The sequence below is a fragment of the Streptomyces sp. NPDC031418 genome (genome assembly GCF_055581605.1).
Genome location: NZ_JBVIJC010000039.1, coordinates 22,164 through 48,072 on the forward strand (window position 1 = coordinate 22,164; position 25,909 = coordinate 48,072).

The window sequence follows — 25,909 nt, forward strand, 5'->3', positions numbered from 1 at the left end:
TTCCTGTGACGGGGTCGTGCACGCGGAGCGTCAGCGGGGACTATTCGAGGAGCTCCGCGTACGAGCCCATGGCCATGGCGATGTCCGCCTCGGCCCAGAACCGGTGGTACGTGAAGGTGGGCGCGGCGCCACCCTTGAGGTAGGCCTCGATCTTCGACCAGGCCGGGTCGTTCTTGTAGAAGGAACGGATCGAGCTGAAGGTGGACGAGGAGTTGATCGCGTCGCCGTTCGGCATGGTGCCGGTCCAGCCGCTCGGCACGGACACGCTGTCACCGAACCGGCTGTAGTCGCTGCGGGTCTCCGGGGCGGCGATGCCCAGGCTGTCCTGGTAGTTGTTCCACATGCCGTCCAGCAGCGCCTTCGCCGTCGACTTCGCGGTCGCGTCACCGGACTTGGCGCCGTAGTACGTCAGGGTCTTGGCGTACGCCGCCGCCACGCCGACGTCGTTGGTGTAGTCGGCGACGGTGACATGGAGTCCGCTGTTCGTTCCGGGACTCGACGGGTTCCAGGTGTCGGGCTGGCCCGACCACTGGAGGGTCGCCGGGATCTGGTAGGTGCCGTCCGGGTTGATCGTGGTCTTGGACAGCGCCCACTTCACCCACTTGTCGAGGATCGCCTTCGCCGTGGCGTTCCCGGTCTGCTGGTAGTACTCGGCGACCCGCTCCATCGACCAGGCCTGGAAGCCGAACCACTGGTTGGACGGCGGGTCGTGGTAGACCGGCTGCCAGTCGTAGTACATGCCGTAGAAGGTGGAGGTACCGGCGGGCGGGCTGGCGTACCGGCCCTGCCAGCTGTTGGTCGCACCGCCCGCGATGGCGCCCTCGGACGACTGGAGCCACCGGTAGAACTCCAGCTGCCGCTGGAGGGACTTGGACCAGTCGGCAACGCCGGTGGCCGACTTGGGCTCCAGGTCGGCATAGCTGCTCAGCGCGTAGGCGGCGAGGGGGTTCTGGTAGCCGCCGTGCACATGGCTGGAGCCGATCCGCCATGCCCAGCCGGAGTTGGTGTCGGTGGCGCCGCCCCAGGCGTAGTACCAGGACAGCAGGTAGTGCGAGGCGTCCTTGCCGGTGCCGGCCGCGCAGGTGGAGGCACCCACACAGTTGCCGATCTTCTTGAAGTACTTGTCGTACATCGCGTACCGCAGGTAGTCGCCCATCTTCGCGGCCTTGGCCACCGTCGCGGACACGTCGCTGCCCTTGCCCTGCTGCTTGGCCCACACGTCCGCCCAGTACGCCGCCTGCACCGCACGCGCGTCGGCGTCCGGGGCGTCGGTGTACTTCCACTGCTTGGAGTAGGAGTTGTCGCCGGTGAACAGGTCCAGGTAGCCGTTCTTGCCGCCGTACTTGAAGGCGTCGCAGGTCGGCTGCGGGATGGTCTCCCACACCGACTCCTGCGGGCCGCGCTGGAAGGTGTTCAGATACGACGGGCCGCTCGCCGTCGGGCCGCCCTCGCAGGTGCCGCCCGGGGTGTCGCCGTAGCCGTAGACGTTGTCGACGTCCTCGATCCAGTGCATGCCGTAGACGTCGTCGGTGCCGTAGGCGCTCTTCAGCTCGGCGGCGATCGGGTCCGAGCCCACGGACACGGAGGTGTCCAGCTTCGCCGGGTACTGGTCGGGGGTGTCCTCCTCGGGGGCGTAGGTCGCCGGCTTGGAGGCGTTGTAGAAGGAGTTGGTGGGCTGGTCGGCGTGCGTGGGGATCATGTACTTCTCCATGAGGGCCCACGCCCCGTTGAACTTCGACCAGTCGCCGGTGACCTTGCCGTACATCGCCTGGAGCCACAGCAGATAGCTGTAGGCCTCGGACGTGGTCTCGTGGCCGTAGTCCGGCGCCTCGACGATCAGCGTCTCCACCGAGTGGTAGGGGATGCCCTGCGGGGAGAAGTAGCCGTTCGCCGGGTCGGTGATCTTCCCGTAGAGGTCCAGGAAGCGGGTGTCGTACGTCTTGGTGGGGGCCAGCTCGGTCACCGTCACCGTGGCCTTGGTGTAGCCCGTGGCCGAGGCGGTGAAGGTCGCGCTGCCGGTGCCGGAGGAGTCCGCCGTGACGGTCACGTTCTGCGCGGTGTCCCAGTTGGCCGGGGTGAAGGTCAGGGACGACCCGCCCGTCACCGACAGGCCCGTGTTGCCGGCGGTGCGGGCCACGCCCACCGTCACGTTCGCGCTCGGCTTGGTCGACAGCTTCACCGCGAAGGTGCCCGACTTGCCCTGCTGGACGCCCAGCTGGGACGGGGAGGCGACGACGGCGGGTCCGGACGCGACGGTGACGCCGACCGGTGTCGACTCGGCGGACGCGCCCAGGCTGTCGTACGCCTTCGCCACCAACGAATGACTGCCCACGGTCAAATCGGAGACGGAGAGCGTGTACGGCGCGCTCGTGTCGGTGCCGAGCAGCGTGGTGTCGTCGTAGAACTCCACCTTGCTGATCGTGGCGTTGTCGGCCGCCGCCGCGGTCGCGGCCAGCGGGATCGCGTCGCCCTGGGTGTACACCGCGCCCGCGCTCGGGCTGGTCAGCACCGTGACCGGCGGCTGGTGGGCGCCGGCGCAGGTGGTGCCGTTGACCGCGAACGCGGTGGGCGCCGCGTTGGTGCCGCTGTAGCTGAACTGGGCACCGGTGCTGACGGCGGAACCCGCGGCGATGGTCGCGTTGTACGAGGCGTTCTTGACGGTGACGGTCTGGCCGGACTGCGACCAGGTGCCGTTCCATCCGTTGGACAGCTTCTGGTTGCCCGTATACGAGTAGGTGAGCGTCCAGCCGTCGATGGCGTCGGTGCCGCGGTTGGTGACGGTGAGGTCGGCGGTGAAGCCGGAACCCCAGTCATTGGTCTTGTAGTCGACGCTGCACTGCACGGTCGCCGCGTGCGCGGCCGGGGTGCCGGTGGCGAGCATCGTCAGGGGCAGGGCGAACGCGGCCGCCACGGCGGTCCACAGTCGCCGCACGGCTGCGCGTCTGCGTCCGGGATCCATGTGCTGGTTCCTCCTTGCGGCATTGCGGCTCGGTCGGGAAGTCAAGGCTTGAACCAGTGGGAGCGCTCCCATAGTGATGACCGCCATGTGAACGGTCAAGACGCTCGAAGAGTCGAAAAGATTCGACGCTTTTGGTTGAGGAAAAGTCAGCGCCTCTGCTAGGCAAGCCGCCCGCCGGGCGCTACCTTCCTTCGCACCAGTGGGAGCGATTCCATTCAGTCGACGCGTCCGTCACGGCGCGTCCAGCTGTGAGGAGTCGCTCATGCGACACCCCCCGCGTTCAGTACTTTTAGCCGCCGCCGGCGCCGCCGCACTCGTTCTCGGCGCCGTCGTCCCGGTGGCCAGCGCACAGGGCGCCGCGCCCGCCTGCACGGTGGACTACTCCGTCACCGGCCAGTGGGACAGCGGCTTCCAGGGATCAGTCAGGATCACCAACAACCAGGCCGCGCTCAGCACCTGGAAGCTCGGCTTCGACTTCGCCGACGGCCAGAAGGTCACCCAGGGCTGGAACGCGGAGTGGTCCCAGTCCGGTACGACCGTGACCGCCACGAGCGAGAGCTGGAACGGCTCGCTCGGCACCGGGGCGAGCGTCAGCGCCGGCTTCCTCGGGTCCTGGTCGGGCCGCAACACCGTACCGACCGCGTTCAAGCTCAACGGCACCACCTGCAACGTCGACAGCGAACCGACCCCACCCCCGACCGGCACCGGCGCCCCCGCCCTGCATGTCTCCGGCGCCAGGCTCGTGGACGCCGGCGGTACGCCCCACCGGCTGCTCGGCGTGAACCGCTCCGGCGGCGAGTTCAAGTGTGTGCAGGGCTACGGCATCTGGGACGGTCCCGTCGACGACGCCGCCATCCAGGCGATCGCCGACTGGAAGGCCAATGCCGTCCGCATCCCGCTCAACGAGGAGTGCTGGCTCGGCCTGTCCAACGTCAAGCCCGAGTACGCCGGCGCGAACTACATCGCCGCCGTCAAGGACCTGGTGGCCCGCGTCGAGGCGCACGGCCTGACCCCGATCCTCGATCTGCACTGGACCTACGGCCAGTACACCGGCAACTCGGCGGGCTGCTCCGACGTCCACGCCACCTGCCAGAAGCCGATGCCCGACGCCCAGTACAGCCCGTCCTTCTGGGCGTCGGTCGCCGGCACCTTCAAGGACGACCCCGCACCGGTGTTCGACCTGTTCAACGAGCCCTACCCGGACCGTGCCACCAGCAGTGTCACGGACGCCTGGAAGTGCTGGCGGGACGGCGGGACCTGCCCCGGCATCTCCTACGAGGTCGCCGGCATGCAGGACCTCGTGGACAGCGTCCGGGGCGCCGGCGCCAAGAACGTCATCATGGCCGGCGGGCTGGCGTACTCCAACGACCTCAGCCAGTGGCTGACCTACAAGCCCACCGACCCGGCCGGCAATCTCGCCGCCTCCTACCACGTCTACAACTTCAACAGCTGTTCCTCGGCGAGCTGCTGGGACTCCACCCTCGCCCCGGTCGCGGCACAGGTCCCGCTGATCGCCGGCGAGGTCGGCGAGAACACCTGCGCGCACTCCTTCACCGACCAGGTCATGAAGTGGTTCGACGACCACGGACTGTCCTACCTGGGCTGGACCTGGAACACCTGGGACTGCTCCAGCGGCCCCTCCCTGATCTCGTCGTACGACGGCACACCCACCGCGTACGGCGCCGGGCTGCGCGACCATCTGCGCGCCCTCAACCCGTAACCCCCATCCCTCAACTCCTCCCGACGCAACCCCGGAAGAAGGAACCCGCACTGATGAGTCGCACCAGAACATCCCTGCTCGCGGCCCTGGCGCTGGTCGCCGGGACCTCCGGCACGGCGCTGCTCACGGCCCCGGCCGGAGCCGCCACCTCCTCCATCCCCTGCACCGTGGCCTACACCGTGCAGAACCAGTGGGACACCGGCTTCACCGCCGCCGTCACCGTCACCAACAACGCGGCCGCCAAGTCGAGCTGGTCGCTGAAGTGGTCGTACGCCGGCAACCAGAAGGTCACCAACGCCTGGAACGCGACGGTCAGCCAGAGCGGCGCCGACGTCACCGCCACCAACGCCGGCTACAACGGCACGCTGGGCACCGGCAGTTCGGTGAGCTTCGGCTTCAACGGCAGCTACAGCGGCTCCAACGCCGTACCCGCCACCTTCACCCTGGACGGCGTCACCTGCAACGTCGACAGCGGCGGAACGGGCGGCGGCACCGGTGGCAGTACCGGCGGCGGTACCGGTGGCAGCACGGGCGGCGGTACCGGTGGCAGTACCGGCGGCGGCACCGGTGGCAGCACGGGCGGCGGCACCGGTGGCAGCACGGGCGGCGGCACCGGCGGCGGCACCGGCGGCCGGGTGGACAACCCCTACGCCGGCGCCAAGGTGTACGTGGACCCCGAGTGGTCCGCGCACGCCGCCGCCGAACCGGGCGGCAGCCGCATCTCCAACCAGCCCACCGCGGTCTGGCTCGACCGGATCGCCACCATCAACGGCGCCAACGGAGGTATGGGCCTGCGCGACCACCTGAACGCGGCCCTCACCCAGAAGGGCTCCGGCGACCTCGTCGTCCAGCTGGTCATCTACGACCTGCCCGGCCGCGACTGCGCCGCCCTCGCCTCCAACGGCGAACTCGGCCCCGACGACATCGACAAGTACAAGACCGACTACATCGACCCGATCGCCTCGATCCTGTCCGACCCGAAGTACGCGGGGCTGCGGATCGCCACCGTCATCGAGCCGGACTCGCTGCCCAACCTGGTCACCAACGGCGGCGGCACCTCCACCAGCACCACCGCCTGCGAGACCATGAAGGCGAACGGCAACTACGAGAAGGGCGTCAGCTACGCCCTCCAGAAGCTCGGCGCCCTCTCCAACGTCTACAACTACATCGACGCCGGACACCACGGCTGGCTCGGCTGGGACACCAACCTCGGTCCCTCCGCGCAGGAGTTCTACAAGGTCGCCACCTCCAACGGCGCCAGCGTGAACGACGTCGCCGGGTTCATCGTCAACACGGCCAACTACAGCGCCCTGAAGGAGCCGTACGTCAAGGTAACCGACTCGGTGAACGGCACGACCGTGCGCCAGTCGAAGTGGATCGACTGGAACCAGTACGTGGACGAGCAGTCGTACGCCCTCGGCCTGCGGGACAAGCTCGTCTCCCTCGGGTTCGACCCCGGCATCGGCATGCTGATCGACACCTCCCGCAACGGCTGGGGCGGTACCGCCCGGCCCACCGGGGCCGGCCCGCAGACCTCCGTCGACGCCTATGTCAACGGGGGCCGGGTGGACCGCCGTATCCACGTCGGCAACTGGTGCAACCAGAGCGGCGCCGGGCTCGGTGAACGGCCCACCGCCGCGCCGGCCGCCGGTATCGACGCCTATGTGTGGGCCAAGCCGCCGGGGCAGTCGGACGGAGCCAGCTCCCCCATCGCCAACGACGAGGGCAAGGGCTTCGACCAGATGTGCGACCCGACCTACACCGGCAACGCACGCAACGGGAACAGCATGTCAGGCGCCCTGCCGAACGCGCCGCTGGCCGGGCACTGGTTCTCCGCCCAGTTCCAGCAGCTGATGCAGAACGCCTACCCGCCGCTGCCGTGACCCACTGAGCCGGCAGATCCGCCGGGGTCAGGCCTCGTCGAGGCCCAGACCCCGGCGGATCGTGCGCTCCACCGGCGAATAGCCGCCGTCCGGCCGGTGCAGCTCGTACGGCACCGCCGGGGACAGCGGCGGCTGGGCCATGAAACGCGGCCGGGTGCCGTGGTGCAGCTGCGCCGCGTGCACCAGGAACGGATGGCACAGGTAGACATCACCGGGGCGGCCGGTGGCGTACGCGAGCGGCCGATGTTCCGTGGCCGCCTCCACCCGCGGGGCGATCTCCAGCACCGACACACCGGCCTCGCCGTACGGCTCCAGCAGCCGCGGTACGTCCAGATGCGAGCCGACCCGGATCCGGGTGGGCGCGTCCTCCTCGGTCACCTCGCTGAACAGGAACAGCATCAGCAGCGCGCGGTCCCGTGAACGCACATTGGTGAAGGGCCAGGTCTCGCCCTCCACGGCGTAGCTGCCCTCGATGTGCCAGCCCGCGTCGCCCGGGTCAGAGGGGTGCGGGAAGCGCAGCGGGAAGGTGCCGAGGGAATAGCGCGGCTCCCAGCGGCCCGCACCGACCAACTGGTCGAACGCCTCGTGCAGGACAGGGGTGTTGACCGCCGCCGCGAACGGGCCCTGCGCCATCCCTCCCACCCGCACCACCGGTTCCTTCCAGGTGCCGGGGTCCTGCGGGTCGTACCCCGTCTCCCGCCACAGCAGCCGTGCGCAGTCCTCGGCGACGCGAGGCGGGAACGCCGCCTCGATCTTGACGAATCCGTCGGCGAGGAAGCGTTTCACCACGTCATGATCCATAGCGTCATCCTCGTCGGATCCGTTGCCGTGACGCATCTGTTTTTTGCGGTACCGGCAAGACGGCTGGCCCCCGGCCGGTGCGCCGTCGCACGCTGGCCGCCTCCGGACGAGAGGCTGACCACCATGGCGCACGACCACCACACCCACGAGCACCGGCACGGGCACGGACACGGGCACGACACCACCGACATCGACTGGAACGAGCTGGGCCCCCTGCTGGAGTCCCAGGCGGAGCTGTTCACCCCGCTCTACGAGCGGGCCCTGGCCTGGCTCGCGCGGGAGGTGACCGAGCCGGGGCTGATCGTGGACGCGGGCAGCGGCCCCGGCGTCGTCTCCTGCCTCTTCGCCGAGACGTTCCCCGGCGCCCGGGTCGTCGCCGTCGACGGCACTCCGCCGCTGCTGGAACGCGCCCGCACCCGGGCCGAGAAGCAGGGCGTCGCCGACCGCTTCGACACCCTCGCCGGGGAACTGCCCGAGGTACTGGACGGGCTGGACTATCCGGCGGACCTGCTGTGGGCCAGCCGCAGTCTGCACCACCTCGGCGACCAGCGGGCCGCGCTCGCCGCGTTCGCCCGGCGGCTGGCCCCCGGCGGCACCCTGGCGCTCCTCGAAGGGGGCCTGCCCATGCGTTTCCTGCCCCGGGACATCGGCATCGGCCGACCCGGACTCCAGGCCCGGCTCGACGCCCTGGAGTCGGAGTGGTTCACGCGGATGCGGGCGGACCTGCCCGGCTCGGTCCCGGAGACCGAGGACTGGCCGGCCCTGCTGACCGTCGCCGGCCTCGGACACACCCGCACCCGCAGCTTCCTGCTCGACCTGCCCGCGCCGGTCAGCGACCGCGCCCGTGCGTATGTCGCCGCGTCCCTGTCCCGGCTGCGCGAGGGCGTCGGCGACGGGCTGGACGCCGAGGACCTGGCCACCCTGGACCGGCTGCTGGACCCGTCCGACCCGGCGAGCGTGCACCACCGGCCCGACGTGTTCGTCCTGGCGGCCCACACGGTGCACACCGCGGTGCGGCCGGTGGCGTGAACAACCCCCGCTGGCCGGGGTTGACTTGGAATGCGCTCGCAGTGATGGACTGCCCGGCGTTCACCAACCAGGTCACGGAGTTCGGGATCGGCGTGACCCTGGTCGCTCCCGGCCGGGTGGAGACCCCGTTCTGGGACGGCTAGGGCCTTTCTTTCGGATCAGGTCGGCTGCGATGCCGGCGCTTTCTGGCCGACCCGAGCGGGGTCATGGGGGTGCCCCCTGCTCGAGCGGAGTCGAACTGACGCACGGCCGTCCGGCGGCTGCTGTCAGCGAGGATTCCTCACCGTTGGTGTGCGCGGTGGCAGCCGTCTCCTCCCGGGAGAACACTGGTCGTGTCGGACAGGGAGGCGATTTGCGATGTTCGTACGCACCATCTACGCGACCGGCGATCCGGCGAAGCTCGACACCGCCGTCCGGGCACTGAACACCTCCGGGCGGGAGCTCCTCGAGGAACGGCCCGGTTATCGCGGATCCGGTGTGTTCGTGGACCGCGAGATCGGCAAGCTGCTGGTGTCGAGCTGGTGGGACACCGAGGCGGAACGCCACAACAGCGACGAGGTCATGAGCGAGCGCCGGGCGATGCTGCTGGAGCCGTTCGCGAGCACCTACGCGGTGGAGAACTACGAGGCGGTCGTGGTCCACTCGGTCCAGCCGCCGCGCGTGGGCGGCGGACTCCGGCACACCCGGCTCGTGTTCGACCCGCTGGACGCCGACCTGCTCGGCGACACCTTCCGCGCCGCCGTGGTCCCGCGGCTGGACGCCCTGCCCGGACTGGCCCGGGTGTCCCTGCTCATCGACCGGGACCGGGGCACGGGAAGCGTCGGCGCCCTCTTCCTCGACCGGGCGTCGCTGGTGGCCTCCCGGGCCGGTCAGGCGGCGGCCCGGCACGAGGCCTCGGCCAAGGCCCATGTCACCGTCGTCGGACTGGAGGAGTTCGAGGTCGTGCACGCCGACGCCCACCTCGACTGACCGGGCGCACGGCAGACACCTCTAGCGGATCCCGCCGCGCCGGTGCTCCGGCGCGGCGGGGACCCGGTGCGGGGCTCAGGCCAGGTCGAACGTGGCCGGGTCGGGCCCGATCCGCCGGTCCTCGTTGAGCGCGCTGATCGCGCCGAGGTCCTCCGCGTCCAGGCTGAAGTCGAACACCTCGATGTTCTCCCTGATCCGCGACGGCGTCACGGACTTCGGGATCACGATGTTCCCCAGCTGGAGGTGCCAGCGCAGCACGATCTGCGCCGGTGTACGGCCGTGCTTCTGCGCGATCGCGACGATCGCCGGCACCTCCAGCAGCCCCTTGCCCTGGCCGAGCGGCGACCAGGCCTCGGTGGCGATGCCCTGCGCGGCGTGGAACTCGCGGGCGGCGTGCTGCTGAAGATGCGGGTGCAGCTCGATCTGGTTGACCGCCGGGATCACGGAGGTCTCGGAGATCAGCCGCTCCAGGTGCTCGGGCAGGAAGTTGGAGACACCGATGGCCTTGACCCGGCCGTCGGTGTACAGCTTCTCCAGCGCCTTGTAGGTGTCGACGTAGGTGTCGCGCGCCGGCAGCGGCCAGTGGATCAGATACAGGTCGACGTGGTCGAGCCCGAGCTTCGCCAGCGACACGTCGAAGGCGCGCAGCGTGGCGTCGTACCCCTGGTCGCTGTTCCAGAGCTTGGTGGTGACGAAGATGTCGTCGCGGGGCAGGCCGGAGGCGGCGATGGCCTTGCCGGTGCCCTCCTCGTTGCCGTAGATCGCCGCTGTGTCGATGCTGCGGTACCCGGCCTCCAGCGCCGTGGCGACGGCCCGCTCGGCCTCGTCGTCGGGCACCTGCCAGACGCCGTAGCCCAGCTGGGGCATCTCGATGCCGTTGTTGAGGATGATCGGGGGGACCTTGCTGCTCACGAGCCTCTTGATCCTTCGGTTGTCGACAGGTGGTACTTCCATGGTCAACGATCAGGCGCCGCGATGCATTCCAGACCCGCGGATCAGGTCCGGTAAAGTGCCTCGACCTCGCGCTCGTACGCCTTCTCGATCGCCTTCCGCTTCAGCTTCAACGACGGTGTCAGCAGGCCGTGTTCCTCGGTGAACGGCTGCGCCAGTATGCGGAAGGTGCGGATCGACTCGGCCTGCGAGACGAGCGTGTTGGCGGCGACCACCGCCCGCCGCACCTCCGTCTCCAGATCCGGGTCGCGCACCAGCTCCGCCGGGGTCAGCCGCGGCTTGTTGCGCATCGTCAGCCAGTGCTCGACGGCCTCCTGGTCCAGGGTGACCAGGGCGGCGATGTACGGGCGGTCGTTGCCGACCACAATGCACTGGTTGACCAGCGGATGGTCCCGGACCCGCTCCTCCAGCACCCCGGGGGAGACACTCTTGCCGCCGGAGGTCACCAGGATCTCCTTCTTGCGGCCGGTGATGGTCAGATAGCCGTCCTGGTCCAGCGTCCCCAGGTCGCCGGTGGCCAGCCAGCCGTCGTGCAGGGTCTCGTCGGTGGCCTTCGGGTTGTTCAGATAGCCCTGGAAGACATTGCCGCCGTGCAGCCAGATCTCCCCGTCGTCGGCGATGTGCACGGTCACCCCGGGGATGGCCTGGCCGACCGTGCCGTAGCGGGTGCGCTCGGGCGGGTTCGCGGTCGCCGCGGCCGTCGACTCGGTGAGCCCGTAGCCCTCGTAGATCTGCACGCCCGCGCCCGCGAAGAACAGCCCCAGCCGGCGGTCCATCCCCGAGCCGCCGGACATCGCGTTCCGGATCCGGCCGCCCATCGCCGCGCGGACCTTCGCGTACACCAGCTTGTCGAACAGCTGGTGCTGCATCCGCAGGCCCGCCGACGGGCCCGGCCCGGTGCCCCAGGCCTTCGCCTCCACCGCCTCCGCGTACTTCACCGCGATCTCGACGGCCTTCTCGAACGGCCCCGCCTTGCCGTCCTTCTCCGCCTTGCGGCGGGCCGCGTTGAACACCTTCTCGAAGATGTACGGCACCGCGAGGATGAACGTCGGCCGGAAGGCGGCCAGGTCGGGCAGCAGCGCGGCCGCGTGCAGCTGCGGCTGGTGGCCGAAGCGGACCCGGCCGCGGATCGCGGCGACCTGCACCATCCGCCCGAAGACATGCGCCAGCGGCAGGAACAGCAGCGTCGACGCCTCGTCGCCCTTCTTGGAGTGGAACACCGGCTCCCAGCGCTGGATGACGGTGTCCGCCTCGAACATGAAGTTGCCGTGCGAGATGACACAGCCCTTGGGCCGGCCCGTGGTGCCCGAGGTGTAGATGATCGTGGCGACCGACTCCGGGGTGACCGCCTGCCGGTGCCGGTGCACCATCTCGTCGTCCAGATGTGCCCCGGCGTCGTACAGCTCCTGCACACAGCCGGCGTCCAGCTGCCACAGCCGCCGCAGGTTCGGCAGCCGGTCGATGACGGTGGCGATGGTCATCGCGTGGTCCTCGTGCTCCACGACCGCCGCCGTCACCTCGGCGTCGTACAGCATCCAGAAGCACTGCTCGGCCGAGGAGGTCGGATAGACGGGCACCACCTGCGCGCCGATCGCCCACAGCGCGAAGTCGAACAGGGTCCACTCGTAGCGGGTACGGGACATGATCGCGACCCGGTCGCCGAACCGGATGCCGTTGGCCAGCAGCCCCTTGGCCAGGGCGAGGACCTCGTCGCGGAACTCGGCGGCGGTGACGTCCCGCCACTGCCCGGAGGCGTCCTTGCGGCCGAGGGCGATGTGCAGGGGATCGGTCCGGGCATGCTCGAAGACGACGTCGGCCAGACCGCCCACCGGCGGCGGCGATGCCAACGGCGGGTTCGTGAACTCGCGCAAACCTGGCTCCCCGGTCCTCGCTGTTTGGTCACGCCGTGATGCGGCACAGCGCCGTGAAAGCTACCCCACCGGTTCACCGTTCGGGAGGGGGTGGGAAGCCGGGCAAACCTCACGTTTTTCCCGCTCGGGACGCGGAAAATGCCCGCACATGGGGAAGGGCCGGACACAAAACTGACGGTACCGTAAGTTTCGGTACCGTAATCTCCACCGAATCTGTACGCGCCGATTACCGGTGACGGCGCACCGGTCGGCGCACGCGTGCGCGCGGGGCGGCCGGGAGCCTTCCCCGGACCGCCCCGCACCAGGCACGGCTCAGCGCCGTACCGCCATCGCCTGCTCCCGCGCCGGCGGCTGCCCCGCGGGCGCGCCCGCCCCCGGCCCTGCCGTCCGCACCAGCCACAGCACCAGCCCGCCCGCCACCAGGCCGACGACGCCGGCGGTCACCAGCGCGGTGTCCAGGCCCGAGGCGAACGCGGCGCGCAGCGTGTGCTCGGGGACGCTGCCGCGCAGCCCCGCCGCCCCGCCGCCGGCCAGGGCGTGCGCGGCGTCGTGCCCCAGCGTGCCGGTCATCCGCGAGGTCAGGAGGGTGCCGAAGACGGCGACGCCGAGCGCGTACCCGAGCTGGCGGACCGTGTTCACCGCGCCGCCCGCCATCCCGGCCCGCTCGGCCGGCACCGCCGCCAGTGCCGCCCCGGCGACCGTCGGGCTGACACAGCCGGTGCCGATGCCGACCAGCACGAACCCCGGTACCAGCGCGGTCCAGGAGGCGCCCGCGTCCAGCACGGCCTGGCACAGGTTCCCGGTGCCGATCAGCAGCAGCCCGCCGCCGATGGTGAGCCGGGCGGGTACGCCGTGCAGCAGCCGGCCCACCAGCACGGCGACGATCATCGCCGCGACCGTCATCGGCAGCAGGGTGAGCCCGCCGCGCACCGGGGACATCCCCAGCAGCGTCTGCATCCAGATCGACAGGTACGGCGTCACCCCGAACGCCACCCCGTTGAAGGCGAACGCGCCCAGCAGCACGCCCGCGAACGCCGGCCGCCGCAGCAGCGCCAGGTCCAGCAGCGGATCCGCCGCCCGCCGCTCCACCAGCACGAACACCACCAGCGCGAGCGCCGCGCAGCCGAAGGCCAGCAGCGCCGCCGGGGCCGTCCAGCCGTCCTCACCGGCCCGTACCACCGCGTAGGTCAGACCGCCCCCGAAACCGGCGAAGGACACCATGCCCGCCCAGTCCACCCGCATACCGCGCGGCCCCCGGGACTCCGGCACCGCCCGCAGCGTCAGCCAGACCTCGACCACGCTCACCGGCAGGTTCACGAAGAAGATCCACCGCCAGCCGGGGCCCTCCGTGATCAGACCGCCCAGCACCGGGCCGATCGCCGCGGCGCCACCGCTCACCGCGCCCCACACACCGAGCGCCGCCGATCGCTGCCTGCCCTGGTAGACCGAGCCCAGCAGCGGCAGGGTGGTCGCGAACATCGCCGCGGCGCCCACCCCCTGCAAGGCCCGGGCCGCCACCAGCAGCTCCGGCCCGGAGGCCAGCCCGCACAGCAGCGAGGCCACCGCGAACAGCACGACACCCGCCACATGCACCCGGCGGCGCCCCAGCAGATCGGCGGCCGCGCCCGCGCCGAGCAGCAGCGCGGCCAGCGCCAGCGCGTACCCGTCCACCACCCACTGGAGATCGCCGAGCGAGGCGTGCAGCGAGCCGGCCATGTCCGGCAGCGCCACCACCACGATCGTCACGTCCAGCAACAACATGAACGTGCCCAGGCACACGGCCGTGAGCGTCCCCCATCTCCGCATGTCCCCACTCCCTGCCGACTCCTGGGCCGATCGCCCATTGCTCCGTACGATGGCCCCACAGCGGCTGATCGGACGGCTCGACCAGGCGGATCCGACGGAACCCGACAGGAGAACCCGTGCCGAAAATGGAATCCGACACCTTCGACCAGCTCGACATCCAGCTGCTGTCCGCGCTGGAGATCGACGCACGCGCCCCCTTCAGCCGCATCGCCGCCGTACTCGGCGTGTCCGACCAGACCGTCGCGCGCCGCTACCGGCGCCTCGCCGCCGAGGCCGGTCTGCGGGTCGTGGCCATGCGGGACGCCTACCGGCTCGGCCAGGACCAGTGGATGCTGCGGATCCGCTGCGCCCCGGACAGCGCCGCGGCCATCGCCGAGGCCCTGGCCCGGCGCCCCGACACCTACTGGATCGGCCTGGCCTCGGGCGGCACCGAGGTGCTGTGCCTGACCCGCCCGCGCACCCCCGGCGACCACGACGAGCTGCTGCTCGGCAGGCTGCCCCGCACCCCCAGCGTGGTCGAGATCCGCGCCCATCAGCTGCTGCACCGGTTCTACGGCGGTGGTGCGGAGGGCTGGATCCGCAAGCTGAACGCGCTCACCGACGAGCAGATCGCCGCGCTGCGCCCCGCTGTCGACCCCGACCCCGGGCCGCCCCGGATCGAACCCGAGGACGAACCCCTGCTGGCCGTGCTGGAGCGCGACGGCCGGGCCGGCTACCCCGAGCTCCAGCGCGCCACGGGCCGCTCGGAGTCCTCGGTCAGACGCCGGCTGGCCACGCTCCGCGCCTCCGGAGCGGTGTACATCGACGTCGAGTACCAGACCGAGAACCTCGGCCATCCCGTCGTCGCCACGCTCTGGATCACCGCCGCCCCCGCCGCGCTGCACTCCGTCGGCCAGGCCCTGGCCACCCACGCGGAGACCGCCTGGGTCTCGGCCACGGCCGGCCCGTCCAACCTGGTCGTCACCGCGCTGACCCGCAGCACGGCGGGCCTGTACGCCTACCTCAGCGGCCCCCTCGGCCGGCTGGAGGGAGTCCAGCACGTGGAGACGACACCGTTCCTGCGCCGGGTCAAACAGCTGACGTACCCGATACCCCGCTGATGCCGGCCCGGGGTTGCAGTACTCCGCGTCGGCCTGACCATGAGGCTTCTCCGGTGCGTCGGACTCTGCCGTATGGCTCCGGCGCCCTGGTACGGCCGCACGCACTTGCCGGTGTGCCGGTGTCCCGCTGGTCGCGCTCGCTCAACTGCTTCGGCGGCGCAGGCGTTCGCCGCCTGCCAGGATCGCTGCCGCGAGGGCGTTCGCGGGGCTGTCCGCAGGGCCCCGGTGGCGGCCGTGGACCAGGACGAAGTCGACCTTGCCCAGCTCCGGCAGCCCGGCCCGGTCCGGCAGCCGGAACAGGCCCGGAGGGATCAGCCGCCGGGCGTGGGCCATCACCCCGAGCCCGGCCCGGGCCGCGGCGATCAGCCCGTTGAGGCTGCCGCTGGTGCAGACGATCCGCCACTCCCGGCCCTCGCCCTCCAGCGTCTCCAGCGCCCGGGCCCGGGTGATGCCCGGCGGCGGATAGACGATCAGCGGCACCGGCCGGTCCGGGTCCAGCCGCAGCCGCTCGGCGCCGATCCACACCAGGTCGTCCCGCCAGACCAGCGCGCCGCGCGGGTCCTCGGGGCGCCGCTTGGCCAGCACCAGGTCCAGCTTTCCGGCGGCCAGCCGCTCGTAGAGGGTGCCGGACAGCTCGACCGTCAGCTCGAGGTCGACCTCCGGATGGTCGTAGCGGAAGCTTTCCAGGATCTCCGGCAGCCGGGTGAGCACGAAGTCCTCCGAGGCGCCGAACCGCAGCCGGCCCCGCACCCGGGTGCCGGAGAAGAACGCCGTCGCCTGCTCGTGCACCTCCAGGAGCCGGCGTGCGAAGCCGAGCATCGCCTCGCCGTCCTCGGTCAGCTCCACCGAATGGGTGTCCCGCGAGAACAGCTGCCGGCCGGCCGCGTCCTCCAGCCGCCGCACATGCTGGCTGACCGTGGACTGGCGCACCCCGAGCCGCCGCGCGGCCTGGGTGAAGCTCAGCGTCTGGGCGACCGCGAGGAAGGTGCGGAGCTGGGTGGGGTCGTACACCGGACCAGACTAGCGCGGTCATCGCGATGCGTGATGACAGTCAGAGTGGTATGCAGGTTTCCCGATCGGTCGGCGGAAGGAGACGATGGAAAGTGGCCCTGGTGGGCCCGGAGACGGAACATCACATCTGAGCGAACGGAGCACCGTGAAACGCCTGCGCTGGCCGAGTCGGCTGCCGATCGACCCGTACATCGTGCTGCTTCTCGGGACCGTGGGGCTGGCCGCGCTGCTGCCCGCCCAGGGCACCGCCGCCGATGTGGCCTCCGGCGCTTCCACGGCCGCGATCGCCTTCCTCTTCTTCCTCTACGGCGCCCGGCTGTCCACCCGGGAGGCGCTCGACGGACTGCGTCACTGGCGGCTCCACCTCACCGTGCTGGCCTGCACCTTCCTCGTCTTCCCGGCGCTCGGGCTGGCGGCGCGCGCCCTGGTGCCCATGCTGCTGACCCAGCCGCTCTACCAGGGCCTGCTCTTCCTGACGCTGGTCCCGTCCACGATCCAGTCGTCCATCGCCTTCACCTCCATCGCCCGGGGAAACGTGCCCGCGGCGATCTGCGCGGGCTCCTTCTCCTCCCTCGTCGGCATCGTCCTCACCCCGCTGCTGGCCGCCGGACTGCTCGGCAACAGCGGCGGCGGGTTCTCCGCCGACTCGCTGCTCAAGATCGTGCTGCAACTGCTGGTGCCGTTCCTGGCCGGGCAGCTGCTGCGCCGCTGGATCGGCGGCTTCGTCACCCGGCACAAGAAGGTCCTCGGACTGGTCGACCGCGGTTCGATCCTGCTGGTCGTGTACACCGCCTTCAGCGAGGGCATGACCCGCGGCATCTGGCACCGGATCAGCCCCGGCCGGCTCGGCGCGCTGCTCGCCGTCGAGGCCGTCCTGCTGGCCGTGATGCTCCTGCTGACCTGGTACGGCGGCAAGGCGCTCGGCTTCGGCCGGGCGGACCGGATCGCCATCCAGTTCGCCGGCTCGAAGAAGTCCCTCGCCTCCGGGCTGCCCATGGCGAGCGTGCTGTTCGGCGCCCATGCCTCCCTGGCCGTACTGCCGCTGATGCTCTTCCACCAGATGCAGCTGATGGTGTGCGCGGTGATCGCCAAGCGGCGGGCCCGCGACCCGGAGGAGGAGCCCCGGCAGGCCCCGGGGGGCTCGGTCGCCCACCCGGTCCAGGGGCAGCCGCACAACGGTGTCCTGCGCTGAGCCCAGCACCTGCCGGTCGGCCGGCTCGTCGTCGGTGAGTGCCCGCCTCATCGAAGGCGGCTCTCACGGGCGCAGTACGACCTTGCCGAGGTTGGCCCGTGCCTCGATCACCGCGTGCGCCCTCGCCGCGTCCTCCAGCGCGAACTCGGCGTGTACGACGGGCTTCAGGGCGCCCTCGGTGAACATCCGCCACAGCTCCTGGCGCCACTGCTCGTACAGCTCCGGCCGGCCGCGGGCGATGAGCGCCATCTGGAAGCCGATCACCGACTTGGCGCCCACCAGCAGGTCGTACGCCCGGATCGTGCCGCCGCCCGAGCTGTAGGCGACCAGCCGGCCGTGCGGGGCGAGGGCGGCGAGGGCGGGGGCGAGCAGCTCGCCGCCGACCGCGTCCAGGACGCAGTCCACCGGCTCCCCCCAGCTGTCGTCGCCGTACCGTACGCAGTCGTCCGCGCCCAGCGAGCGCACGAAATCCGTCTTCGCCGGATCGGACACCGCGCCCACCACCCGGCCCGCGCCCTTCGCCCGCGCCAGCTGCACCGCGAGATGCCCGACCCCGCTGGCGGCCGCCGTGACCAGCACCGACTCGCCGGGGGCGGGGCGCGCCGACTCCAGCGCGCCGTACGCGACCAGCCCGCTGCGCACGAGCGCCACCGCGTCGACGGCGCCGGCCCCGTCGGGGACCGGGGAGGCCATGGCCTCGTGCAGGACGGCGAAGTCGGCGTAGCCGTGCCCGAAGCACAGCCCGGTCACCCGGTCGCCCACGGTGAACCGGGCCACCCCCGCGCCCACCGCGACCACCTCGCCGGCCAGTTCGCCGCCCAGCGGGATGGGCTCGGCGGACTCGGTGACCTTGCGGACCACGGGCAGGGTGACCCCGATCGCCGCGCAGCGCACCAGCAACTCGCCGGGGCCGGGCTCGGGGACCGGGACCTCCTCCGTGAAGAGCGGGCCGCCGGTGGACTCGTACCGGACACGGCGCATGGCCGACACCTCACATTCGTTGGGAACACCCACGAAATTCGTTGGGAATCCCAACGGTAACGGGAGTTCATGGGGAAGTCCAACGATTCTTCGATAGGCTTCCGGCATGGCCGAAGCACCCCTGCCCGCGATCCGCTCCCTGCCCAGCTGGCTGCTGGGCAGGGCCGCCGCCCGCGGCCGCGCCCTGGTCGCCGACGCCCTCGCCGCCGAGGGCATGAAGATGTGGCACCACGTGACCCTCTCCGCCGTCCGCGACCTCGGCCCGGTCGCCCAGGCCGACCTCGGCCGCGGCATCGGACTCGACCCCAAGGACCTGGTCGGCATCCTCAACGACCTCCAGTCCGCCGGCCTCGTGCTGCGCGCCCCCGACCCGCGCGACCGGCGCAAGAACGCGGTCTCCCTCACCGACGAGGGCGCGCGCCTCCTCGACCGCTGCGAGCGGGCGGCCCGCGCGGCCAACGACGCGCTCCTCGCCCCGCTGTCGGCGGCCGAACGCGAGCAGTTCATGGGCCTGTTGACCCGCATTTCCGGTGCGGACGGCTGACGGCGGCTAACGTTCCGTCATGACCGCAGCTCACGTACTGGACCCGCAGCGCACCGCCCTCGTCCTCGTCGACCTGATGGAACGCATCGTCGCGCTCCCGCTGGAACCCCGCAAAGGTGCCGAAGTCCTCGCGGTCGCCGAGGAGCTGGCGGCCTCCTTCCGCTCCGCCGGCGCGCTCGTCGTCCTCGTCCGGGTCGAACGCCCCGGCGTCCCGGAACAGCCGCCCGGCAGCGGTCTGGTGCCGGGCCTGCGCCAGGACGGCGACCTCGAAGTGGTCAAGCGGACCGTCGGCGCGTTCCACGACACCGGGCTCGACGCGGCGCTGCGGGAACGGGGCGTCACCACCCTGGTGCTCGGCGGCATCGCCACCAACCTCGGCGTCGAGTCCACCGCCCGCGCCGCCGCCGACCACGGCTACGACCTCGTCTTCGCGGAGGACGCCCTGACCGCCCTCACAGCCGCCGAACACGAGGCCTCGGTACGGCTCGACTTCCCCCGCCTCGGCACGGTCACCACCGCGGACCGACTGCGCCTGGCGCGCGACTGACGCTGCCGGGGTCGGTGCTCCCTGGGGTGCAGTGGGGTGGCGGTGCCGCGCGGGCGGGTGCGACGGCCGGCATCCGGCGCTGTGCGCGGCGGCCGACCCGCGGGTGCGGCAGCCGGTCCCTCCGGGCTGGGCGCGGCGGTCGGCATCCTGCGGTGTGGGTGAGGCGGTCGGTCCCCCCGGGGCTGGGGCGGTGTCCGGTGGCCCGCCGGGTGGGTGTGGCGGTCGGTTCTTCCCCGGGTTGGGCGAGGGCGCCGGTCTCCCCGGGCTGGGTGCGGTGGCCCGCGCCCCCAGGGGGTAGCCGATTGCCCCGGCCGCCGGCGTCCTCGGGGTTCCTGCGGCGGCCGGCGCTCTCCGGGGTGGGTGCGGCGCTCGGTCCCCCCGGGGCTCAGCGCAGTGGCCGCCGCACCGCGGGGCGGGTACGGCGGCCGGGGGCTGCTGTCAGACCAGGGTTCCGCCGCCGTCCGCGACCACCACCGAGCCGGTGCTGTAGGCACCCCGCATCAGGTACAGGTACGCCTCCGCCACGTCCGCCGGCTCGCCGACCCGGCCCACCGGCAGCGACTCGGCGGAAGCGCGGTACAGCCCCTCGCGCTGCTCCTCCGGCAGCTCGCGCCACAGCTCGGTGCGCACCATGCCGGGCGCCACCGCGTTCACCCGCACCGGCGCCAGCTCCAGCGCCAGCGCCCGGGTCAGCGACTCCACCGCCCCGCACAGCGCCGCCAGCACCGACGTGCCCGGGGCCGGCCGGCGTCCCGCCGTGCCGGTCGTGAGCACCACCGAACCGCCCGCGCGCACCGACCCGGCGCCGTGCTTCGCCAGCGCGTACGCACCCCACAGCCGCGTGTCGAGGAACCGCCGGGCCTCCCCGAGGTCCGTCTCCGCCGCACCGCCCAGCAGCAGCGGCTCACCCGCCGTACAGACCAGGTGGTCGAACGCGCCGATCCGGGCGAAGAACGCGCGGATCGCGTCCTCGTCCGTCACATCCAGCACGTGTCCCTCGGTGCCCTCCGGCAGCTGCTTCAGCGCCGCGTCCACACTCTCCTGCCGGCGCGAGACGACGACCACCTCGGCGCCCTCCCGTCCCGCGCCCTCGGCGACCGCCAGCCCGATGCCCGACGTACCGCCGATGACGACCACACGCTGTCCCCGCAACCCCATGACCGGTTCTCCTGCCCGTCGTTGGTTCTCGCCGCCGGGTTCCCGGCTGCCGCTCCAGCCTGTGGCCACGGGCGTGCTGTCGTCCAAGACCTCTTCCGGCCACGGCGATACCCTGAGGGCATCACCGCCGGTACGACCCCACGGGGAAGCAGCCATGGACCTGGACCTGCGCAAGCTGCGCTACTTCACCGCCGTGGCGGAACTGCTGCACTTCGGGCGGGCCGCCGAGCGGCTGCACATCGCCCAGCCGGTGCTCAGCCGTCAGATCCGCGCCTTCGAGAAGGAGTTGGGCGCCGAGCTGTTCGTCCGCGACAGCCACGGTGTGACCCTGACCGACGCGGGAGACCAACTCCTCGCGGAGGCACGGCACTTGCTCGTCGCCGCCGAGGGGGCGCAGCGCAGGGTGCGGCGTGCCGCGGGCGGGCGCCGGCGGCTCGTCATCGGCTTCCGCGCCGGCATCGTCGTCACCCCGGCCCTGCGCGCCTTCCGGGCCGCCCACCCGGACGTCGACACCCGGGCCCGCCGCCTGGAATGGGACGACCAGGAACCGTCCGTCCTCGACGGCACCGTCGACATCGCCTACGTACGCGCCCCGCTCCGCGAGGACGGCCTCGAACTGCGGCCCCTCTACACCGAGCCGCGCGTGGTGATGCTGCCGGCCGCCCACCGCTTCGCCGGAAAGCCGGAACTCACCCTCGCCGACCTCGCCGACGAGACCTGGCTCAGCTACCGCACGCCGGGGCCGGACGACCTGCCGCTGCGGACCGTCGAGGAGAAGTTCGAGTGCATCGCGACGGGCACCGCCATCACCCTCGTCCCCCGCTCGGTCGCCGAGCAGTACTCCCGCCCGGACGTCGCCTACGTCCCCGTCCTCGACGCCGAGCCCGACCGGATCCTGCTCGCCTGGGCGGCCGGCCGCCCCTCACCCCTGGTCACCGCGTTCGCCGAGGCTGCGGCCGCGGCGGCGGCCGGAGCGGACGAGACGCAGGGCTGAGGGCCGCCCTCACTCGGAGGCGGCGTGCTCCTCCAGCGCGATACGGTCCTCGCCCGCGTACACGTTCATCGACCCGCCCCGCAGAAAGCCCACCAGCGTCAGCCCGGTCTCCGCCGCCAGGTCCACCGCCAGCGACGACGGCGCCGACACCGCCGCCAGCAGCGGGATCCCCGCCATCACCGCCTTCTGCGCCAGCTCGAAGGAGGCCCGGCCGGAGACCAGGAGCAGCGTCCGGGACAGCGGCAGACCGCCGTCTTGCAGAGCCCGGCCGACCAGCTTGTCGACCGCGTTGTGCCGGCCCACGTCCTCCCGTACGTCCACCAGCTCCCCGTCCTCGGTGAACAGGGCCGCCGCGTGCAGACCGCCGGTCCGGTCGAAGACCCGCTGCGCCGCCCGCAACCGGTCCGGAAGGCCCGCCAGCAGCTCCGGGGTGACCCGCACCGGGGGAGTGTCGGCGATCGGCCAGCGCGCGGTGGTCCGTACGGCGTCCAGGCTCGCCTTGCCGCACAGCCCGCAGGAGGAGGTGGTGTAGACGTTGCGCTCCAGCGTGACCTCGGGCAGGACCACGTCCGGGGCGGTCCGGACGTCGACCACGTTGTAGGTGTTCGACCCGTCGGCGGTCGCTCCCGCGCAGTAGACGATGTTCTGGAGGTCGGCCGCGGTCGCCAGCACGCCCTCGCTCACCAGGAACCCCGCGGCCAGCGCGAAGTCGTCACCCGGCGTCCGCATGGTGATCGCGAGCGGCTTGCCGTTCAGCCGGATCTCCAGCGGCTCCTCGGCGACGAGCGTGTCCGCGCGGGAGGAGACCGCCCCGTCCCGGATGCGGAGGACCCTGCGGCGTTCCGTGACCCGTCCCATGTTCCGATCAGCCCCGGTTCTCTGTGTGCTGGCAGCAGCACACATTGTCCTGCACCCGCGAGGCCGGGCGCAGCCCGCCCCGGGTGCCCCGGTGCACGGATGTCCGAGTGTCTGACGGGAGCCGACAATCCCGACGCCCGATTCCTGTGGCTTCACCTGCCGTCGTACCGGTGAGTCACTGAACAGACTGGTGGATCCCGCTACCCACGGCCACGAGGGGGATCCCCGACATGAACGGCTCGCGCATCGCCGCCATCGGTCACTACCAGCCCGCCAAGGTGCTCACCAACGAGGACCTGGCCGGCATGGTCGACACGAGCGACGAGTGGATCCGCAGCCGGGTGGGCATCCGCACCCGGCACATCGCCGGCCCCGACGAGCCGGTGGACGAGCTGGCCGCCCATGCCGCCGCCAAGGCGCTCGCCGCGGCCGGCCTCACCCCCGCCGACGTCGACCTGGTCCTCGTCGCCACCTCCACGGCGATCGACCGCTCGCCGAACACCGCCGCCCGGGTCGCCGCCCGGCTCGGCATCCCGCAGCCCGCCGCGATGGACGTCAACGTCGTGTGCGCCGGATTCACCCATGCGCTGGCCACCGCCGACCACACCGTCCGGGCGGGCGCCGCCACCCGGGCCCTGGTCATCGGCGCCGACAAGATGTCCGAGGTCACCGATTGGACCGACCGCACCACCTGTGTGCTGGTCGGCGACGGGGCCGGCGCCGCCGTCGTCGAGGCCTGCCCGCCGGGGGAGCGGCCCGGCATCGGACCGGTGCTGTGGGGGTCGGTGCCGGAGATGGGGCACGCGGTGCGCATCGAGGGCACGCCGCCGCGGTTCGCCCAGGAGGGCCAGAGCGTCTACCGCTGGGCGACGACCCAGCTGCCCGCCATCGCCCGCCGCGCCTGCGAGCGGTCCGGCGTGGCCCCCGAGGATCTCGCCGGGGTCGTCCTGCACCAGGCCAACCTGCGGATCATCGAACCCCTCGCGCAGAAGCTGGGCGCGGTCAACGCCGTCGTCGCCCGCGATGTCACCGAGTCCGGCAACACCTCCGCCGCGAGCATCCCGCTCGCCTTCTCCAAGCTCCTCGAACAGGGAGCGCTCTCCAGCGGCGACCCGGTGCTGCTCTTCGGCTTCGGCGGGAACCTGTCGTACGCCGGCCAGGTCGTCCGGTGCCCCTGAGCGGACGGCCACCCGCCCTCACGCCCGGTGCACGCGGATACGCAGGTGAAACGCACTCCGAAACCTTGGTATTGTTGTCCATGTCGCCGCGGGGAACAGCCCCCGCAAGGCGGCAGACACCTAGTCCGGGTGGCGGAATGGCAGACGCGCTAGCTTGAGGTGCTAGTGCCCTTTATCGGGCGTGGGGGTTCAAGTCCCCCCTCGGACACATACCGTAGCGATACGGAAGCGAGGGCCCCGACCTGATGGTCGGGGCCCTCGCCGTTTTCTGCGGTCAGGACGACCGCTTGTGCCGGGCCGAGCGGTCGAGATAGTGGCGCGCCGCGCGGACGCGGTTGCCGCAGCGGTCCGAGCACCAGCGGCGGGCGCCGTGGGTGCGGATGAAGAGGCGGGTGCAGCCGGGCGCCCCGCACATGGCCAGGCGCCGGCTCGACGGGCCGGTGAGGAGATCCACGCCGTCCTCGGCGATGGCGGTGATGGCCGTGCCGAGGGGGTCGTCGGCCGGATGGCGCGTCGCCACCACGGCCCCCGAGTCCTCCCAGCGCACCTCGCGCACGGCCGGGGCCGCCGCGAGCGCGCTGTTCAGCGTGGACAGGGCGGCCGTATCGGGGTGGGCGCCCTTGACGTGCGCGTCGAGCAGTTCCCTCAGGGAGTGGCGCAGCTCGCGCAGTCGCCCCGTCTCGCGCTCGCTGAGCGCATCCCTGGTGAGAGGCATGTCGCGCTCGGCCAGCCAGGCGAGCGCTGCGTGGCCGTCCTGGAGCCCGTCGTACGGGCCGTTCGGGCGGTTGAACTCCGTGTTGACCAGGGCCAGGGCGTGGTGGTGTTCCTCGCCCGGCACCTGCGCCGGCGGCGTCGCTGTGGAGGTTTCGGCAGCGTCCATGTCGTAACGGTAACACTTGAGGTTTCCCGTGAGGATGGCGTAAGGTCTGATGATGTCTAACGGAGAATTCAATGCTTTACCGTTAGGTGCCTCGGCTTCGCGTCCCCAGGGGAATCTCTTATGGCAAAGTCAGACAAAGGCCTCATCTTGCGGTTCATCACGCTGGCCATCGGCATGTTCGCCATCGGCACGGACAGCTTCGTGGTCGCGGGCATCCTGCCCAGCGTGGCCAAGGACCTGGACGTCGGCGTGCCCACGAGCGCGGAGCTGATCACGGCGTATGCGCTGTCCTACGCGATCCTCTCGCCCGTCGTGGCGGCCGTCGCCGCCCGAGTGCCCCGCAGGCTCCTGCTGATCAGCGGCCTGCTGGTGTTCATCGCGGGCAACATCGGCACCGGGCTCGCGCCCACGTTCGAGGTGGCCATGGGCTTCCGGGTGGTGGCCGCGCTCGGCGGTGCCATGTTCACTCCCACCGCGGCCGGAGTCGTCGTCGCGCTCGCCGGGCCGGAGCGGCGGGGCACGGCCCTGTCCATCCTGTTCGGCGGCCTGAGTGCCGCGACTGCCCTCGGATCTCCCATCGGCACCGCGATCAGCGGATTCACCGACTGGCGCGGCACCATGGTCTTCGTCGCCGCGGTCGGCGTGCTGGCCGCGATCGCCATCTCCGTGGCGCTGCCCTCCGTGCCCAGCCCGCCGGCGGCCACGCTCAAGCAGCGGCTGTCGCCGCTCACCGATCCGCGGATCGCTCTGACGCTGCTGCTGGTCCTGGTCGGCTACAGCGGCCTGTTCATCCTGTACACCTACGTCAGCCAGATCTTCGCGCCCGCCACGGACGGCAGCGGCAGGAGGCTGGCCTGGTTGCTGTTCGCCTGGGGTGTCGCGGCGGTGGTCGGAAACATGACGTCCGGACGGCTGACCGACAAGTTCGGCAACCGCGTCGTGATCAACACGGCCGGCGTCATCGCGATCGCCGTCTTCGCCACGACCCCGTGGACCAGCCGCCACCTGGTGACCGCCTTCATCGCCGTGATGCTGTGGGGTGCCTGTGGCTGGGCGATGCTCGTCCCGATCCAGCACCGGCTCGCCGGGGTGAACCCGGCGGTCGCCCAGATGTCCATCTCGCTGAGTTCCTCCGCGAACTACGTCGGTGTCTCCCTCGCCCCGGTGATCGGCGGATTCCTGCTCGATCACGTGGTGGACATGCGCTACCTGGGTGTGCCGTCCGCGGCGATCGTCGTCGTCGGCCTGCTCATCGGCGAGGCGGGCCACCTGCTGATCAGGCGGGGGCTGCGCCGGGCGCAGGAGGACACCCCGGCCGGGGAGCCTGCTGTCACCGCACCACGTTGAGCGCGTGAACAGCGGCGGGGGGCGGGGGGGGGGGGGGGGGGGGGGGGGGGGGGGGGGTGTGGGGGGGGGGGGGGGGGGGGGGGGGGGAGGGTGGGGGGGGGTTCTCGAGAAGGGCTCCGAACACACTAAT

21 protein-coding genes and 1 tRNA gene are annotated in these 25,909 nt (G+C 71.7%); 12 read left to right on the plus strand and 10 right to left on the minus strand.

Annotation, left to right across the window (positions count from 1 at the left end):
* Nucleotides 1-40: 40 nt before the first annotated feature.
* Entirely contained in the window at nucleotides 41-2,959 is a 2,919-nt protein-coding gene (locus ACZ5CZ_RS37660) for a glycoside hydrolase family 48 protein (RefSeq protein WP_385842881.1), read from the minus strand.
* A 262-nt stretch (nucleotides 2,960-3,221) separates the two neighbouring features.
* Here ACZ5CZ_RS37660 and ACZ5CZ_RS37665 point away from each other — a divergent pair, with 262 nt between their 5' ends.
* Both ACZ5CZ_RS37665 and ACZ5CZ_RS37670 read left to right on the plus strand, forming a co-directional pair.
* Nucleotides 3,222-4,679: a cellulase family glycosylhydrolase gene (locus tag ACZ5CZ_RS37665; RefSeq protein ID WP_468949303.1), complete on the plus strand. Its 1,458-nt coding sequence runs from the start codon at nucleotides 3,222-3,224 to the stop codon at nucleotides 4,677-4,679.
* Between the two features lie 53 nt (nucleotides 4,680-4,732).
* On the plus strand, nucleotides 4,733-6,562 hold the full coding sequence (locus ACZ5CZ_RS37670; protein WP_468949305.1) for a glycoside hydrolase family 6 protein: 1,830 nt from the start codon (nucleotides 4,733-4,735) through the stop codon (nucleotides 6,560-6,562).
* Nucleotides 6,563-6,589: 27 nt separating this feature from the next.
* Here ACZ5CZ_RS37670 and ACZ5CZ_RS37675 read toward each other — a convergent pair whose 3' ends face one another.
* Nucleotides 6,590-7,363 (minus strand): phytanoyl-CoA dioxygenase family protein, encoded by a 774-nt coding sequence (locus ACZ5CZ_RS37675; RefSeq protein ID WP_468949307.1) that lies wholly within the window; start codon nucleotides 7,361-7,363, stop codon nucleotides 6,590-6,592.
* A 123-nt stretch (nucleotides 7,364-7,486) separates the two neighbouring features.
* Here ACZ5CZ_RS37675 and ACZ5CZ_RS37680 point away from each other — a divergent pair, with 123 nt between their 5' ends.
* Both ACZ5CZ_RS37680 and ACZ5CZ_RS37685 read left to right on the plus strand, forming a co-directional pair.
* On the plus strand, nucleotides 7,487-8,392 hold the full coding sequence (locus ACZ5CZ_RS37680; RefSeq protein WP_468949309.1) for a class I SAM-dependent methyltransferase: 906 nt from the start codon (nucleotides 7,487-7,489) through the stop codon (nucleotides 8,390-8,392).
* 357 nt (nucleotides 8,393-8,749) lie between these two features.
* On the plus strand, nucleotides 8,750-9,361 hold the full coding sequence (locus ACZ5CZ_RS37685) for a hypothetical protein (RefSeq protein WP_385842876.1): 612 nt from the start codon (nucleotides 8,750-8,752) through the stop codon (nucleotides 9,359-9,361).
* A 75-nt stretch (nucleotides 9,362-9,436) separates the two neighbouring features.
* Here ACZ5CZ_RS37685 and ACZ5CZ_RS37690 read toward each other — a convergent pair whose 3' ends face one another.
* The 3 genes from ACZ5CZ_RS37690 to ACZ5CZ_RS37700 form a co-directional block, all read right to left on the minus strand.
* Nucleotides 9,437-10,273, minus strand: coding sequence for an aldo/keto reductase (locus tag ACZ5CZ_RS37690; protein WP_385842875.1), 837 nt, complete (start codon nucleotides 10,271-10,273; stop codon nucleotides 9,437-9,439).
* Nucleotides 10,274-10,356: 83 nt separating this feature from the next.
* A complete protein-coding gene (locus ACZ5CZ_RS37695; protein ID WP_385842874.1) occupies nucleotides 10,357-12,183 on the minus strand; it encodes an AMP-dependent synthetase/ligase in 1,827 nt (608 codons plus the stop codon).
* A 312-nt stretch (nucleotides 12,184-12,495) separates the two neighbouring features.
* A complete protein-coding gene (locus ACZ5CZ_RS37700; protein WP_385842873.1) occupies nucleotides 12,496-13,989 on the minus strand; it encodes an MFS transporter in 1,494 nt (497 codons plus the stop codon).
* 125 nt (nucleotides 13,990-14,114) lie between these two features.
* Between ACZ5CZ_RS37700 and ACZ5CZ_RS37705 the strand changes: the two genes are divergently transcribed.
* Nucleotides 14,115-15,089, plus strand: coding sequence for an Lrp/AsnC family transcriptional regulator (locus tag ACZ5CZ_RS37705; RefSeq protein WP_468949329.1), 975 nt, complete (start codon nucleotides 14,115-14,117; stop codon nucleotides 15,087-15,089).
* 141 nt (nucleotides 15,090-15,230) lie between these two features.
* On the opposite strand, the gene ACZ5CZ_RS37710 is transcribed toward ACZ5CZ_RS37705, so the two are convergent.
* Nucleotides 15,231-16,100 (minus strand): LysR substrate-binding domain-containing protein, encoded by an 870-nt coding sequence (locus tag ACZ5CZ_RS37710; RefSeq protein WP_385842872.1) that lies wholly within the window; start codon nucleotides 16,098-16,100, stop codon nucleotides 15,231-15,233.
* Nucleotides 16,101-16,245: 145 nt separating this feature from the next.
* Here ACZ5CZ_RS37710 and ACZ5CZ_RS37715 point away from each other — a divergent pair, with 145 nt between their 5' ends.
* Nucleotides 16,246-17,292 carry a bile acid:sodium symporter family protein gene (locus ACZ5CZ_RS37715; RefSeq protein ID WP_468949312.1) on the plus strand — a complete coding sequence of 349 codons (1,047 nt, stop codon included), beginning with the start codon at nucleotides 16,246-16,248 and terminating at the stop codon, nucleotides 17,290-17,292.
* Nucleotides 17,293-17,355: 63 nt separating this feature from the next.
* Here the strand turns inward: ACZ5CZ_RS37715 and ACZ5CZ_RS37720 are convergent, their stop codons facing one another.
* On the minus strand, nucleotides 17,356-18,273 hold the full coding sequence (locus ACZ5CZ_RS37720) for a quinone oxidoreductase family protein (protein WP_468949314.1): 918 nt from the start codon (nucleotides 18,271-18,273) through the stop codon (nucleotides 17,356-17,358).
* 106 nt (nucleotides 18,274-18,379) lie between these two features.
* Here ACZ5CZ_RS37720 and ACZ5CZ_RS37725 point away from each other — a divergent pair, with 106 nt between their 5' ends.
* Both ACZ5CZ_RS37725 and ACZ5CZ_RS37730 read left to right on the plus strand, forming a co-directional pair.
* The gene (locus tag ACZ5CZ_RS37725) at nucleotides 18,380-18,817 is read left to right on the plus strand and encodes a MarR family winged helix-turn-helix transcriptional regulator (RefSeq protein ID WP_468949316.1); all 438 of its coding nucleotides are present in this window, start codon (nucleotides 18,380-18,382) and stop codon (nucleotides 18,815-18,817) included.
* A gap of 19 nt (nucleotides 18,818-18,836) precedes the next feature.
* Nucleotides 18,837-19,364 carry an isochorismatase family protein gene (locus tag ACZ5CZ_RS37730; RefSeq protein WP_468949318.1) on the plus strand — a complete coding sequence of 176 codons (528 nt, stop codon included), beginning with the start codon at nucleotides 18,837-18,839 and terminating at the stop codon, nucleotides 19,362-19,364.
* 438 nt (nucleotides 19,365-19,802) lie between these two features.
* On the opposite strand, the gene ACZ5CZ_RS37735 is transcribed toward ACZ5CZ_RS37730, so the two are convergent.
* A complete protein-coding gene (locus ACZ5CZ_RS37735; RefSeq protein ID WP_385842867.1) occupies nucleotides 19,803-20,522 on the minus strand; it encodes an SDR family oxidoreductase in 720 nt (239 codons plus the stop codon).
* Between the two features lie 154 nt (nucleotides 20,523-20,676).
* On the opposite strand from ACZ5CZ_RS37735, the gene ACZ5CZ_RS37740 reads away from it, so the two are divergent.
* Nucleotides 20,677-21,516, plus strand: a complete 840-nt coding sequence (locus tag ACZ5CZ_RS37740) for a LysR family transcriptional regulator (RefSeq protein WP_468949320.1) — start codon at nucleotides 20,677-20,679, stop codon at nucleotides 21,514-21,516.
* Nucleotides 21,517-21,525: 9 nt separating this feature from the next.
* Here the strand turns inward: ACZ5CZ_RS37740 and fdhD are convergent, their stop codons facing one another.
* On the minus strand, nucleotides 21,526-22,374 hold the full coding sequence (fdhD, locus tag ACZ5CZ_RS37745; RefSeq protein WP_468949322.1) for a formate dehydrogenase accessory sulfurtransferase FdhD: 849 nt from the start codon (nucleotides 22,372-22,374) through the stop codon (nucleotides 21,526-21,528).
* Nucleotides 22,375-22,604: 230 nt separating this feature from the next.
* On the opposite strand from fdhD, the gene ACZ5CZ_RS37750 reads away from it, so the two are divergent.
* Nucleotides 22,605-23,552: a beta-ketoacyl-ACP synthase III gene (locus tag ACZ5CZ_RS37750; RefSeq protein ID WP_468949324.1), complete on the plus strand. Its 948-nt coding sequence runs from the start codon at nucleotides 22,605-22,607 to the stop codon at nucleotides 23,550-23,552.
* Nucleotides 23,553-23,675: 123 nt separating this feature from the next.
* Nucleotides 23,676-23,760, plus strand: a tRNA-Leu gene (locus ACZ5CZ_RS37755).
* 66 nt (nucleotides 23,761-23,826) lie between these two features.
* Here ACZ5CZ_RS37755 and ACZ5CZ_RS37760 read toward each other — a convergent pair.
* Nucleotides 23,827-24,432, minus strand: coding sequence for a CGNR zinc finger domain-containing protein (locus ACZ5CZ_RS37760; protein WP_468949326.1), 606 nt, complete (start codon nucleotides 24,430-24,432; stop codon nucleotides 23,827-23,829).
* 120 nt (nucleotides 24,433-24,552) lie between these two features.
* Here ACZ5CZ_RS37760 and ACZ5CZ_RS37765 point away from each other — a divergent pair, with 120 nt between their 5' ends.
* Nucleotides 24,553-25,779 carry an MFS transporter gene (locus tag ACZ5CZ_RS37765; protein ID WP_450786143.1) on the plus strand — a complete coding sequence of 409 codons (1,227 nt, stop codon included), beginning with the start codon at nucleotides 24,553-24,555 and terminating at the stop codon, nucleotides 25,777-25,779.
* Nucleotides 25,780-25,909: the final 130 nt, after the last annotated feature.